Raw genomic sequence first — 13,685 nt, 5'->3', positions numbered from 1 at the left:
TCACGCGGGGGCCCTTGCGGTCGGCCCATCCGGCTGCGGTCCTGCGGTGTCCGATTGACGGCGTTCCCGGGGCCCTGCGTGCTCATGCGAGCTACCGCCTCCGGGCCTGTCGCTCACGCCGCGGAATACACTGCTGCCGTAGACATCTGCGTCGGTCAGCGTGATCAAGTCGGTTTTGGTGAGCGGTCGCCGCAACTCGACCAACCGCTTGGCCTGCCGTAACCGGCAGCGGTCCAGGGCGTTGCGCACGCTGCGCGCATTGGAGAATCGGGGGCGGGTCATCCGCAGTGTGAGATATTCATCGAAGGCGGCGTATCCGGGATCGTCGAAGCGGAAATTGTCCCGTGCCACCATGAGTTCGGCGATACGTACCAACTCGTCGTGGGTGTAGTCGCTGAATTCCAGATGATGGGCCACCCGTGAAGACAAACCTGGATTGGCGGAGAAGAATCTGTCCATCCGATCCGGATAGCCCGCGAAGATCACCACCAGACTGGTGCGCTCGCTCTCCATCTCCTGCAGCAGGATTTCGATGACTTCCTGTCCATAATCGCGTTCGTTCTCCGGCCGGAACAAGTAGTAGGCCTCATCGATGAACAGCACTCCCCCGGCTGCCTTGGCCAGCGCCTCCTTGGTTTTGGGCGCGGTGTGTCCGATGAACTGGCCCACCAGATCGTCACGAGTTACCGTGTGCACCTTGGGTTTACGGATATAGCCGAGTGCGTGCAGCATCTCGGCCATCCGCAGGGCGACGGTGGTCTTGCCGGTGCCGGGACCGCCAGTGAAGCTCATATGCATGGTCGGGCGGGATGCCTGCAGGCCGAAGCGCTGCCTGGCCCGATCGATCAGCAGCAGCGCCGCGATCTCACGCACCCGCCGCTTCACATTCGCCAGACCGACGAGTTCGGCATCGAGCCTGGTCAATACGTCCGCGACGTCATTGCCCGCGATATCGCTGGACAGATCCAGCACCGCGTCCTCGGCCAGCAGTTCTTCCGGCGGTGCGTCCGCGGGTACAGCTCGCACCGGCCTGCCGTCGTCCGCACCGGGCCGGTGCAATCGGAAACCGCCTGCCGCGCTCGACCTTTCAGCCACCATACCGAGCACCCGGCCGTTCGTCGGTGGCATACGAATGCAGACCGTAGGTCTGACGCCGGTCCGGCCCCTCGGTGCGGGTCAGCACGAATCCGGGCTCATCGACAGGACGCTGCACCAGAAAGCTCAGTGCGGTGGTCTGCCTGCCGTAGCGCGCGTCGTAGGCGAGAACCCGAATGTAGTGCCGCGGAAAGGTACTGCGGCACGCGTCGATCTCGGCGAGCACGCCGTCGGGCTCATCGAGATCGAACAGTGGCAGTCCCCACATCTCCCAGTAGGCGTTGCGAGGATGCGGATCATCGGTGTATTCGATGGACACCGGCCAGTTGTTGAGCAAGGCGTAACGCACCTGGGCGGCGATTTCGGCGTCGGTGAGTTCGGGCAGATACGAGAACGTTCCGTGACGCAGATACATGTGCGGGGTCCTGTCGTTCAGCGGCTGGCCGTCGGAACGGCATCCGGCGCGTCGGTGGAGGTGTAGTCGAAGGTGACATCGCCCCAGGTCGAAAGCGCGACCTCGAGCGGGCGGCACATCTGCGCCGCCTTGCGCAGCACATCCGGACCTTCTTCGAGCAGATCGCGACCCTCGTTGCGGGCCTTGACGACCACCTCCAGCGCCACTCGGTTCGCCTCGGCCCCCGCGGCGATGCCGAGCGGATGGCCGATGGTGCCGCCGCCGAATTGCAAGATCACGTCATCGCCGAAAAGGTCGAGCAGCTGGTGCATCTGGCCCGCGTGAATGCCGCCGGAGGCCACCGGCATGACACCGCCCAGGCTGGCCCAATACTGGTCGAAGAAGATGCCGTTGCCGGGATTGGTCGGAATATGGTTCTCCCGCAATGTGTCGTAGAAGCCGCGGGTGGTCGCCGGATCACCCTCGAGCTTGCCGACCACGGTGCCCGCGTGCAGGTGATCGACGCCGATCAGCCGACACCACTTAGCCAGTACCCGGAAGCTCACGCCGTGGGTTTTCTGCCGCGTGTAGGTGGAGTGCCCGGCCCGATGCAGGTGCAGCAGCACGCCATTGCGCCGCGCCCAGTGCGACATCGACTGCATGGCAGTGAATCCCACCGTCAGATCCATCATGATCACGACGCTGCCCAGTTGCTTGGCGAACTCGGCGCGTTCGTACATTTCCTCCATGGTCGCCGCGGTGACATTGAGGTAATGCCCCTTGATCTCACCGGTTTCGGCCATAGCGCGGTTGACGCCCTCCATGGCGAACAGATACCGGTCGCGCCAACGCATGAACGGCTGGGAGTTGATGTTCTCGTCGTCCTTGGTGAAATCCAGGCCGCCCTTGCATGCCTCGTAGATCACCCGGCCGTAGTTCCGCGCGGAGAGCCCGAGTTTCGGCTTCACCGTCGCACCGAGCAGCGGCCTGCCGTATTTGTTCAGGTACTCGCGTTCCATCACGGTGCCGTGCGGCGGGCCCTGGAAGGTTTTGACGTAGGTCACCGGAATCCGCATATCCTCGAGGCGCAATGCCAGCAGTGGCTTGAAGCCGAAGACATTGCCGATGATCGAGGAGGTGAGGTTGGTGATCGAACCCTCTTCGAACAGGTCGAGGTCGTAGGCGATATAGGCGAAGTACTCGCCGGAGCGGCCGGGAACCTCATCGATGTGGTAGCACTTGGCCTGATAACGGTCGTGTGCGGTGAGACGGTCGGTCCATACGACAGTCCATGTGGCAGTGGATGATTCGCCCGCGACGGCGGCCGCGGCCTCGATCGGATCCACCCCCTTCTGCGGGGTCACGCGGAAGACGGCCAGGACGTCGGTATCTTTGGGGACATAGTCCGGGGCGTAGTAGCCCATCGAAGCGTAGGAGTGGACACCCGGATCCCAGCGGTTGGGTTCGGTTTCGTCGGTCATCATTGCTCCGCTCGTTTTGCGGGTGATCCGCGCTCGGGATGAGTTGCGCGAGGCACCCGCGCCCGGGATATCGAGCAGGACACCTCGGCTCGGGTGTTGTGCGGGATGCTGCGCCTGAGACGTGGGGTGAACGCCTACTGAGTTCAAGGATGACGGCGTTGCCGATGACAAACAATTTGATTGTTCCTCGGAATACTCAACGGATTCATTGAGTTTGATATCGTCGGATTGTGGGCATGGTGAGTGCGACGAGGATGGAAACATTCCTGGCCGTAGCTCGACACGGCAGCATTCGCCGTGCTGCGACCCAGCTGCACATCACCGAGGCCGCCGTCTCCGCGGCCGTCGCGCACATCGAAAAACAGCTCGGGGCAAAGCTCATCGCCAAGGCGGGGCGCGGTATCGCGCTCACCGAGGCCGGGCGGGTCTACTCCGAATATTGCCGCACCATCCTCGGCCTGATGAAAGAGGCCAATGCCGCGGTTCGCCGGGCCGAAACCGGCAAGCTGCGGATCGGTGTGGTCGCAACGGCGGGTGAGTATGTGCTGCTCGGGCCGCTGGCGTCATTCCGGAATCGCTATCCGGATATCGAACTGAGTCTGTCGGTGCACCCGCGCGACGTGTTGTTCCTCGAATTGCACCACCACGAAACCGATCTCGTCATCGCCGGGCGCCCGCCACGCGACACCGGGCTGGTCATCCGTGCCCGACGGCCCAGTCAGCTCGTCGTCGTCGGCGCGCCCGGCTGCCCCGATCCGCTGCGCAGCACCTGGCTGCTACGTGGCCGCGGCTCCGGCACCCGCGACGCCACCCTCAGCCTCATCGATCACCTGGAAATCTTCCCACCCACCCTCACCCTCGGCAGCCACGGTGCTGTCCTGGCCGCCGCCCGTGAAGGTTTGGGCGTGACCCTCATTCACACCGACGCATTGGCCCAAGACTTGGAATCCCGTCTGCTGCAGGTTCTTCCGGTCGACGGCACCCCCATGGACCGTCCATGGCACGCCGTCACCACTCGCACTCCCACCCCGACCGCCCGCCTGTTTCTCGCCCATCTGCTCGATCCAACCGAAGTGGGCGCGCACGCCTTCCACCCCGGCTAGCGCCGCGGCCGGATAGCTCCTGCCGTCTCGAGCCGTGGCTCGGGGGGTACGTCGAACGCAGTCGAATGGTGGTCGCCCACGCCGGATCGACCGCTACATCACTGCGCTCGCCGAGCAGCCGAAGCGGGTGGCGCACAAGCTATCCGGATCCCCGGGCGGTGGAGTCCGGGGGCACGGCACCCGGACTCCACCCGACTGGCGATCAAAATGATCGCGCAGGTTGTCGGCGGTGAATTCGCCGCTGGAATGATTCTGAACCGAATACCAGCTCAGCAGCAGGTTTCGCTGTTACAAGCCCGTGAATATCATGTGGCCCGATTTCTCGGCCGCAATTCTATCGGATGCCCCGCGGGGGACCCTGCCCCGGCAGAGGGGCACCGCTGTGCCAGACTGGCGCGCATGGCTGGTGGGGAAGCGTTGATTTCGAATGTGTCCGATACCGCGCGCTGGGTGGCCGCCTATCGCGCGATGGAGACCGCGCGCGAGGATGCGCTCTTCCGCGATCCGCTCGCCGAACGCCTGGCCGGTGCGCGCGGATATGCCATGGTGGCGGCCGCGTCGCGGATGATGCGCAACGGCTGGCCGGTGGTCACCCGAACCAAAATCATCGACGACCTGATCGCGACTGCTATCGCCGAGGGCTGCGACCGCGTGCTCAATCTCGCCGCCGGACTCGACACCCGACCCTACCGCCTGGATCTGCCCGACGATTTCGTCTGGGTAGAGGCCGATCTGCCCGCGCTCACCGCGGAGAAGGAGGCCGCCCTCGCGGATGAGAACCCGCACTGTGCGCTGATCCGCCGTAGTGTCGACCTGGCCGATCCGGCCGCGCTCGCGACGTTCCTGGATTGGGCGCTCGGCCCTCTCGGGCCCGAAAATACGCCCGCCACAAAGGCTTTGGTGCTCACCGAAGGTCTGCTGATGTATCTGGAGGAGGCGACGGTCCGCATCATTGCCGCCGCCCTCTCGCGGCCGGAGATCCGCTGGTGGGTCATGGACGTCACCGTGGCGATGCACCGCATGCGCTCGGGTTCGATGTTCGAGAACGCACCCCTTATCTTCGAACCACGCAACGGCGTCGCCTACTTCGAGGATCTCGGCTGGCATCCGCGCGAAATCGAACATCTGCTCGTGCACGCCCGCAAACTCGACCGCGCCCCTTGGTACCTGCGCCCGTTCACCTATCTCCCCCAGCCCAACCCACGCAAACCCGGCCGCAACCCCTGGTCCGGCATCGTCCGCTTCCAGCGCGACTAGTGCCCGCGTCCGGGTCTACTTCGTTTCATCCCGACAGCCGCAACTGCGCTGGTTCGACAGTTGATCGAAAAGGAGCTGGCAGATGCCTCCCCGTCGCCAACGACTACAGCTGGCCTGCTAAGGACAGGTTCCGGGTCAGAACTGGCTGTGTTGGGAGTCGAAGGTGAGGATGCGGCCACCGAGCAGGATCTGGGCACCGGCGACCAGCGTGGTGAGCTGGTTCGGCATGGCGCGGATCCAATCCTGGTGGCCGGGCATGCGGATGTAGGTGCCGTTGGCCGAACCCTGATCGACCACCGCGACATCCCATTCGACGAGCCGAACCTCCACATGCGCCCGTGACATCGCCCCCGAACTGTCCGGCAACCGGATCGGTCGCGCGCCGCGCCGCGCCGCCTCGGCGTGTTCGGGTTCTCGTCCGAGGACGATGTCGTTATCGAGTACGAACGATGTCCCGTCATCGAGCATCAACAATCCCAGCGGAGGTCGTACTCCCTCGGTCAACACACAGGTCAGTTGATCCATCCGAATCCCACATACCGCGCAGAACGACACCCGCGGGTCGTTCAGATGCTGCCGCGAGCACATGAACCCCCGAACGACCGCCCTTCCGTTGCCGCCGACCCCATTCGGAGACACTTCCGGCACGCCGATCTCGAACTGCGTGCCCTTCCGCAGACCAACCCGCCGCCGTTCTCCGACGCTCGATACCGCATTCCTCGGCGCCATATTTCGCATGCCCATCGCGGACGCGCGCTCCCATGGCGCCGCCTTTCCCGCCGATCCGCCCCCGATCGGCGGCCGCACCGCACCGCCTTCCAGCTGCGGCTCGACCTGGACTTGCGACCTGATCGCCACCGGACCGATAACTTCGACCGGTTGACTCGCGAATTCGTGCCGGTCGGCATCCTCGACCCGCGGCACTGCTGCCACACCGTCCGCCGATGCGACGGCCTGAAGCACTCCATCTCGCACCGAGTCGACCTCAGGAGAGCTCCGCACCGCCGGCGCACGACCCGACACAGGCACCCCGAACCACAACACCGCCCCGGCACCAGGCACCGTTCCGTCACCGAGTCCGGCGATGCCGCGGCCGGGCAGCGCCGACTCGGTCATCCCGTCTTCGTCCACGAACAGCCCGATCCCGATCTCGGGTGCCGGGATCACCACGCGGTCGACCGTGAATCCGGCGTCCCTGCCGCGCAATATTTCGGTGCGGTCCGAGCTCTCCAGCACCGCGGTCACCTCGCCGTGCAGGAATAGCGCCACGCCGGTCGCGCTCGGGGTGATCACTCCGAATTCCACGTGGTCCTCGTCGTCGAGACTCATCAGCCACGTGGTGGCAAGTCGTGCGAACAGGCGTCCGCTGCGCGGCAACTCCGCGGCACCGGCCTCGCGCACCAGCTCGAGCAGGGCCGCCATCGTCCGCGCCGCAGGCGATTCGGCGTCGGCGGCAATGTCGGAACGGTGCACGACGACCAGCACAACGCCGCCATCGTTCGCGATCAGGTGTGTACCTCCCGGCAGCACTTCGAGCTGCGGACTCACAGAAATCGCCCACCCTGGAACCGCCACCGATGCAACACCACCCGCATCGGCCCGTTCACGATGAGCCAGAACACGATCCACGTCACGATGAATTGGATGAGGAATGCCGTCAGCGACGGATGCAACGCACGCGGCAGCACAATGGTGGTGTGGTCTACGAGGACCCACATCAGCGCCGCCTCGTTGATCACCGTCCAGAAGCCGAACAGCGTGGGCCAGTCCTTCTCCCACCGGAATTGCTGCAGAAAGTGGTAGAGCAATTCCCACAGTACGCCGATGAGCACGGTCGCCAGCAACACCGACAACGTCACCCGATAGGCATTGCCCAGTGACAGCGGTCCGATCGGCAGAACCGGTGTAATGATCGCCGCGACCAACAATCCGATAATGCCGAGCGCGAGTACGCGGGTCTGGATCCGCCCGTTCAAGGTAAGCAGCATCGATCAGATCTTCTTGTTCGTAGCCCACAACCACCATTGCCGAGTCGACCGCAGCGGTCCCATCCGCTCGCAGAAACCCAGTGCCGCAAGGTCGTCCGCGATCTCCTGCGCCGCGATTTGCAACCCGAGGAAGGTGTCCACTCCCGGAAACGGTCCACCCAGCGTCGCACTACCTGATGCATAGATGCGTCCGCTGCCACTTCGGGTACCGATCAACTCGAAGGTGGTCGCCACATCCATGCGTCCCACCGGATTGCGCCCGGCCCCGGCATGATCCAGCAGATCCGCCAGCAACCGATGTTCGCGCACATCGGCCTCCAGCCCGGTGCAGTCGATGATGTAATCGGCCGAAATGTCGAACGGCTGGGTCGGCGGCGGAAACGGCAGTGCCGCCGTGGGATCCGGCACGATCGTGGTGGTCACCCCGCTCTGCCCGCGCGCGGGGCGCAGATCGCGCGCACTACCCGCCATCACCTGATACCACCCCTGCTTCCGTCCGCGCCGCAGTTGCTCCTGCCAATTCGAGCGCAGCGGGGTGTTGGTCCCGCCCATCTCCTGGTAGGCCTGCGCGCGCTGCGCTCCTTGCAGTGCGCGCATTTTCGCTTTGAGCTGTCCGCCCCAAACCGACTTCGGATAGTTGAATCCCTGGTAGGACCAGCCGTCGCCGCCCCTGCGTCGACTGAAAATATTCGGTCCGTGTGCTGCGGCCACATAGTGCCGAAACAGATGCAGTATCTGGGTATCGAGCCGCAGTTTGTCTCGGTCATCGATGAGACGCTGCAATACCCGGCTGGCCACGATCCCACTACCACGGATCATCACCTTCCCCGGCCTGCGCTGTAGTGCCTGATACACGTGTTCATGCGGTTCATACGCATTGACTACCCGTGTGGGATCCCGGTACTTCTCCCGATACTCCTGCAAATCCGGCAACAACTTCAGCCCTGGATAACCGACGCCCAGGTGGACATACGTGCTGCGAAAGGCGATCCGCTTGGTCGGGGCCGCACCCGAGGGCGGGGGTGAGGATGCTGAAATACCCACCGCCAGCACGTTTGCGCACCATGCGCACATGCCCTTTGTGCAACGAATCCGCGTATCCGATCCGATGGAACTCCCGTTCCATCGCGACGAACGCCTGCCCCGCCCGGGGTGTGTAGTAATTGCTGAAGATCGGCTCGGTGAACACATTCCACAACGGCCGGACCGTTTTCTCCGCCAATGCCTCACGCACCGCATAGGACGGAAAGCCCCAGATATTGTCCGGCGTCGAAGCCGAGTCGCTGCGCAATCGCTCCCCGCGTGGAATCTGCGAGACCCGCGTCAGATACTCATACGACGACCACGGCACCTCCTGCGGGCCGAGCACCGCCATCGCTGCCGCGGGAACGCCGTAGATGCGCAGGGTGTCATAGGTGACGAAGGAACCGATCCCGCTGCCGATGGTCACGAACGGCACATCCACCACCGGAATGCCCGCCCGGCCCACCATCTCGTCGGTCCACACGTCGGTTTCGACGAGTTCGCGCGTGATATCTCCCCGCATTTTCGGGATGCTACCGGCCCGAACTGAGCTCACCCACCCCGCCGGCTGCGCCGGCTGCCATCCCCCAGGCAATCACTTTCGATCACCTTGCCCCCGCACGCATTCCACGCCCCCGTCCGGCGACAGGGTGACGCGCGCTGACCAATCTGGGCCAACCTGCCACGCCGCACCCCCGCCCCGACGTACCATCCCTGCGTGGCCGACGCGATTCGTTCCACCCCACTGCGGGTCCTGGTCTACAGCAACGACGCCGATACCCGGCGTCAAGTAATGCTGGCCCTGGGCAGAAACCCGCACCCCGAGCTGCCCGCCTTCGAATACCTCGAGGTGGCGACCGCGCCCGTGGTCATCGAGCAGATGGATGCGGGCGGTATCGACCTGGCCATCCTGGACGGGGAATCCGCCCCGGCGGGCGGGCTCGGCATCGCCAAGCAACTCAAGGACGAGATCGCCGAGTGTCCACCGGTTCTGGTGCTCACCGGACGCCCCGACGACGCCTGGCTCGCGAACTGGTCGCGCGCCGAGGCTGCCGTGGCTCATCCGATCGATCCGCTCCGGCTGACCGAGGCCGTCGTCGCGGTATTGCACAATCGCCCGGCGGCCTGACCCGATCACCGAATCTCGTGCCCGCGTCTTCTCGCAGGACGCGGGCACTTCGATGTCACGTGACGGTGCTATCACCTAGCGATCCGACGGGTCGGATTACCCCGATTCAGTCATAAATAGCAGTCCGGTTTTCGATCAAAGTCCCCAATCGAATAAACGGTCGAACCCTGGCGTCGGTTGTAGGCTGTGCCGTAGCTCACATGAGCGCGGGCCTCGATATGACAGACCCGCGCGGTGCGAGCAGGCCATGAGGCGAGTCTGACCGAGGCGGACAACGAAGTCAGCCCGCCTCGGAAGCTGCCGTCATGATTCCGACGCCGACCATCACACCCCGGCGCCGTCGGAGGACATGACGCCCACCGCCAGCTACAGCTCGCAAGGAGGGGAAGTGCAGTCGTGAATATCGAGATGCCCACTCTGGTCCTCGGCGCGGTCGCCGCCGCGTTCGCGGTGTTCTCCGTCATTCTCTCGGCCCTCGTCGGCCCCAAGCGCTACAACCGGGCCAAACAGGAGGCCTACGAGTGCGGCATCGAACCGACACCGCACGCCGTCGCGGGTGGGCCGGGAAATGTTACCGGACAACGCTTTCCGGTGAAGTACTACCTCACCGCCATGCTGTTCATCATCTTCGATATCGAGATCGTGTTCCTCTACCCGTGGGCTGTCCACTTCGATGCGCTCGGTCTCTTCGGTCTCGCCGCGATGGCGCTGTTCATCTTCAACGTCTCGGTGGCCTACGCCTACGAATGGCGCCGTGGCGGTCTCAGCTGGGACTGATCGCCCATACGCAAGGCCCACAAGGCATTTCGCCGCGTCGGGCCGCACGCACAGTGGAAGTGAGAGTTAGTCGAACATGGGTCTCGAGGAAAAACTGCCCAGCGGCTTTCTGCTGAGCACGGTCGAAGATTTCGCTGGATATCTGCGCAAGGGCTCGCTGTGGCCGGCCACCTTCGGGCTGGCCTGCTGCGCCATCGAGATGATGGCCACCGGCGCAGGACGTTTCGATATCGCCCGTTTCGGTATGGAGGCGTTTCGCGCCTCACCGCGGCAGGCCGATCTGATGATCGTCGCGGGCCGGGTCAGCCAGAAGATGGCGCCGGTGCTGCGTCAGGTCTATGACCAGATGACCGAACCGAAATGGGTGCTGGCCATGGGCGTTTGCGCGTCCTCCGGCGGCATGTTCAACAACTACGCCATCGTGCAGGGCGTGGACCATGTGGTGCCGGTGGATATCTATCTGCCCGGCTGCCCGCCGCGGCCGGAAATGCTGTTGAACGCGATCCTGACACTGCACGCGAAGATCCAGCAGATGCCACTCGGCGTCAACCGCGAGGAGGCCATCCGCGCCGCCGAAGCGGCGGCGCTGGCGTCCACGCCGACCATCCGGATGGAGGGTCTGCTGCGATGACCTTCGACTCCCCCGACAATACCGAAACCAGGACACCGCAGGAGTTCGTCGACGCCGCGGCCACCGCGGGCCCGGAAGGCACACCACCGGAGCCGGATTCGCCACCTGCCGAGGTGATCGGCGTGCGCCGCGGCATGTTCGGTGTCAGCGGCACCGGCGACACCTCCGGTTACGGCCGCCTGGTCCGACCGGTGACGCTGCCCGGCAGCACCCCGGCACCCTACGGCGGCTACTTCGACGAGCTGGTCACCGAATTGCACGCCGCACTGGGCGCGCTCGGCACCAGTTGGGAGACCGTCATCGAGAAGGTGATCGTCTTCCGCGGCGAACTCACCCTGCACGTGCGGCGCGAACATCTGGTGACGGTCGCCAAGGCGTTACGCGACTACGCCGCACTGCGTTTCGAGCTCTGCCTCGGCGTGAGCGGCGTGCACTACCCGGACGACGCGGGCCGTGAATTGCACGCGGTCTATCACCTCATGTCCATCACCCACAATCGGCGCCTGCGCGTCGAAGTCTCCGCACCGGACGCCGACCCGCATATTCCGTCGCTGTTCAGCGTGTATCCGACCACCGACTGGCATGAGCGGGAAACCTACGACTTCTTCGGCATCCTGTTCGACGGGCACCCGTCGCTGACGCGCATCACCATGCCCGACGACTGGCGTGGCCACCCCCAGCGCAAGGACTACCCGCTCGGCGGGATCCCGGTCGAGTACAAGGGCGCGCGCATTCCGCCGCCCGACGAGCGGAGGGCGTACAAGTAATGAGCGACATCGACACCCGGCCCGGCGTCCACCACGACACCGGGCCCGAACCCGCTGTGGTCACGGTCGCGGGCCAGGACTGGGACGCGGTCACCGAAACCCTCGACGGCGCGGGTGAGGAACGCATCGTCGTCAACATGGGCCCGCAGCATCCCTCCACACACGGCGTGCTGCGGCTCATCCTGGAAATCGAGGGCGAGACGGTCACCGAGGCCCGCTGCGGCATCGGCTACCTACACACCGGCATCGAGAAGAATCTGGAGTTCCGGAACTGGGCGCAGGGCACCACCTTCGTGACCCGGATGGATTATCTGTCCCCGTTCTTCAACGAGACGGCGTACTGCCTCGGCGTCGAGCGGCTGCTCGATATCGAGGATCAGATTCCCGAGCGCGCCACCATCGTTCGCGTCATGCTCATGGAGCTCAATCGCATCTCCTCCCATCTGGTCGCGCTGGCGACCGGTGGTATGGAGTTGGGCGCGCTCACCCCGATGCTTTTCGGTTTCCGGGAACGCGAACTGATCCTGGATGTCTTCGAGAACATTACCGGCCTGCGCATGAATCACGCCTACATCCGGCCCGGTGGTCTGGCCCAGGATCTGCCCGACGATGGCGTCACCAAGGTCCGTGAGCTGCTGAAGCTCTTACCGAAGCGGCTGCGCGATATGGATCATCTGCTCACCCAGAATCCGATCTGGAAGGCACGCACCCAGAACATCGGCTACCTGGACCTCACCGGCTGCATGGCACTCGGCATCACCGGTCCGGTACTGCGGTCGACCGGTCTGCCGCATGATCTGCGCAAGGCCGCGCCGTACTGCGGTTACGAGAACTACGAATTCGAGGTGCCCACCACCACCGGGTGTGATTGCTACGGCCGCTACTGGATTCGGGTCGCGGAGATGAAGGAGTCACTCAAGATCGTCGAGCAATGCCTGGACAAACTGCGCCCGGGTCCGGTGATGGTGGATGACAAGAAACTCGCCTGGCCTGCGGACCTGCAGCTGGGACCGGACGGCCTCGGCAACTCCCCCAAGCACATCGGCCGCATCATGGGCACGTCGATGGAGGGGCTCATCCACCACTTCAAACTGGTCACCGAGGGGATCCGGGTCCCAGCGGGACAGGTGTATGTGGCGGTGGAGTCGCCGCGCGGCGAACTCGGTGTGCATATGGTCAGCGATGGCGGCACCCGCCCGTATCGGGTGCACTATCGCGACCCTTCGTTCACGAATCTGCAAGCGGTGGCGGCGATGTGCGAGGGCGGCATGGTCGCCGATGTCATCGCCTCCGTCGCCAGCATCGACCCGGTGATGGGCGGAGTTGACCGATGACCGAGATCCTGTTGAAGCTGTCCACCCGGCCGCAGCCGTTCGCGGCTTTCGTGCGCGAGCGATTGGAGGTCGATGCCAAGGAGATCATCGCCCGCTATCCGGAGCCGCGCTCGGCGCTGCTGCCGCTGCTGCATCTGGTGCAGGCCGAGGAGGGCTGTGTCACCGGCACCGGCATCGAATTCTGCGCCGAGCAGCTCGGACTGACCGGTGCGGAGGTCACCGCGGTGGCGACCTTCTATTCGATGTATCGGCGCACCCCGACCGGCGACTATCACGTCGGCGTCTGCACCAATACCCTCTGCGCGGTAATGGGCGGCGACGCCATTCTCGAGACCCTGCAGCGCCAACTCGGCATCGGGCACGGCGAAACCACAGCAGACGGTTCGATCACCCTCGAACACATCGAATGCAACGCGGCCTGCGATTTTGCGCCGGTCGTGATGGTCAATTGGGAGTTCTTCGACAATCAGACCCCGGAATCGGCTGCCGCACTGGTGGATTCGCTGCGCCGCGGCGAACAGGTGACACCGACGCGCGGTGCGCCGCTGTGCACGTTCAAGCAGACCGCGCGCATCCTGGCGGGGTTCCCGGACGAGCGCCCGGGCGTGCTCGACGGTGCGGCGGGCGAGGCGACGCTGGCCGGTCTGCGCGTTGCGCAGGAACAGAATATGCAAGCGCCGCAACCGAAGCCGGGCGAGGAATGAAC

13 protein-coding genes and 1 pseudogene are annotated in these 13,685 nt (G+C 64.7%); 8 read left to right on the top strand and 6 right to left on the bottom strand.

The genetic code is table 11. The features are described 5' to 3' along the window. From ACIBG0_RS06525 to ACIBG0_RS06515, 3 genes are read right to left on the bottom strand one after another with little or no spacing between them, the layout of a single operon-like run. A complete protein-coding gene (locus ACIBG0_RS06525) occupies window positions 1–1,128 on the bottom strand; it encodes an AAA family ATPase (protein WP_397029828.1) in 1,128 nt (375 codons plus the stop codon). Continuing rightward, window positions 1,088–1,510, bottom strand: a complete 423-nt coding sequence (locus ACIBG0_RS06520) for a ribulose bisphosphate carboxylase small subunit (RefSeq protein ID WP_397029826.1) — start codon at window positions 1,508–1,510, stop codon at window positions 1,088–1,090. The genes ACIBG0_RS06525 and ACIBG0_RS06520 overlap by 41 nt, the downstream gene beginning before the upstream one ends. 17 nt (window positions 1,511–1,527) lie before the next feature. Then, on the bottom strand, window positions 1,528–2,970 hold the full coding sequence (locus tag ACIBG0_RS06515; protein WP_397029824.1) for a form I ribulose bisphosphate carboxylase large subunit: 1,443 nt from the start codon (window positions 2,968–2,970) through the stop codon (window positions 1,528–1,530). Window positions 2,971–3,206: 236 nt separating this feature from the next. Between ACIBG0_RS06515 and ACIBG0_RS06510 the strand changes: the two genes are divergently transcribed. Together ACIBG0_RS06510 and ACIBG0_RS06505 are read left to right on the top strand one after the other, a co-directional pair. After that, a complete protein-coding gene (locus tag ACIBG0_RS06510) occupies window positions 3,207–4,073 on the top strand; it encodes a LysR family transcriptional regulator (protein ID WP_397029823.1) in 867 nt (288 codons plus the stop codon). 399 nt (window positions 4,074–4,472) lie between these two features. Beyond that, complete coding sequence (locus tag ACIBG0_RS06505) at window positions 4,473–5,330, top strand: class I SAM-dependent methyltransferase (RefSeq protein ID WP_397029821.1); 858 nt, start codon at window positions 4,473–4,475, stop codon at window positions 5,328–5,330. Window positions 5,331–5,465: 135 nt separating this feature from the next. Here the strand turns inward: ACIBG0_RS06505 and ACIBG0_RS06500 are convergent, their stop codons facing one another. From ACIBG0_RS06500 to ACIBG0_RS06490, 3 genes and pseudogenes are all read right to left on the bottom strand, one after another. Continuing rightward, window positions 5,466–6,878 (bottom strand): hypothetical protein, encoded by a 1,413-nt coding sequence (locus ACIBG0_RS06500; RefSeq protein WP_397029819.1) that lies wholly within the window; start codon window positions 6,876–6,878, stop codon window positions 5,466–5,468. Beyond that, a complete protein-coding gene (locus tag ACIBG0_RS06495) occupies window positions 6,875–7,318 on the bottom strand; it encodes a hypothetical protein (protein ID WP_397029818.1) in 444 nt (147 codons plus the stop codon). Before ACIBG0_RS06495 ends, ACIBG0_RS06500 begins: the two co-directional genes overlap by 4 nt. Before the next feature lie 3 nt (window positions 7,319–7,321). Then, a pseudogene (locus tag ACIBG0_RS06490) lies at window positions 7,322–8,864 on the bottom strand (hypothetical protein). A gap of 270 nt (window positions 8,865–9,134) precedes the next feature. On the opposite strand from ACIBG0_RS06490, the gene ACIBG0_RS06485 reads away from it, so the two are divergent. From ACIBG0_RS06485 to nuoE, 6 genes are all read left to right on the top strand, one after another. Continuing rightward, window positions 9,135–9,470 (top strand): hypothetical protein, encoded by a 336-nt coding sequence (locus ACIBG0_RS06485; RefSeq protein ID WP_397030238.1) that lies wholly within the window; start codon window positions 9,135–9,137, stop codon window positions 9,468–9,470. A gap of 408 nt (window positions 9,471–9,878) precedes the next feature. After that, a complete protein-coding gene (locus tag ACIBG0_RS06480) occupies window positions 9,879–10,247 on the top strand; it encodes an NADH-quinone oxidoreductase subunit A (protein ID WP_371856371.1) in 369 nt (122 codons plus the stop codon). A 76-nt stretch (window positions 10,248–10,323) separates the two neighbouring features. Continuing rightward, window positions 10,324–10,878 (top strand): NADH-quinone oxidoreductase subunit B family protein, encoded by a 555-nt coding sequence (locus ACIBG0_RS06475; RefSeq protein ID WP_040690435.1) that lies wholly within the window; start codon window positions 10,324–10,326, stop codon window positions 10,876–10,878. Then, a complete protein-coding gene (locus ACIBG0_RS06470; RefSeq protein WP_397029815.1) occupies window positions 10,875–11,645 on the top strand; it encodes an NADH-quinone oxidoreductase subunit C in 771 nt (256 codons plus the stop codon). Before ACIBG0_RS06475 ends, ACIBG0_RS06470 begins: the two co-directional genes overlap by 4 nt. Beyond that, window positions 11,645–12,979 carry an NADH-quinone oxidoreductase subunit D gene (locus ACIBG0_RS06465; protein WP_397029814.1) on the top strand — a complete coding sequence of 445 codons (1,335 nt, stop codon included), beginning with the start codon at window positions 11,645–11,647 and terminating at the stop codon, window positions 12,977–12,979. The genes ACIBG0_RS06470 and ACIBG0_RS06465 overlap by 1 nt, the downstream gene beginning before the upstream one ends. Continuing rightward, the gene (gene nuoE / locus ACIBG0_RS06460; protein ID WP_397029812.1) at window positions 12,976–13,683 is read left to right on the top strand and encodes an NADH-quinone oxidoreductase subunit NuoE; all 708 of its coding nucleotides are present in this window, start codon (window positions 12,976–12,978) and stop codon (window positions 13,681–13,683) included. The genes ACIBG0_RS06465 and nuoE overlap by 4 nt, the downstream gene beginning before the upstream one ends. Window positions 13,684–13,685 lie beyond the last annotated feature (2 nt).

It is taken from the genome of Nocardia sp. NPDC050630, assembly GCF_044457245.1.
Lineage (GTDB): Bacteria > Actinomycetota > Actinomycetes > Mycobacteriales > Mycobacteriaceae > Nocardia.
The sequence above is the reverse complement of the archived record's forward strand: the minus strand, read 5'-3'. Positions and strand labels throughout refer to the sequence as shown.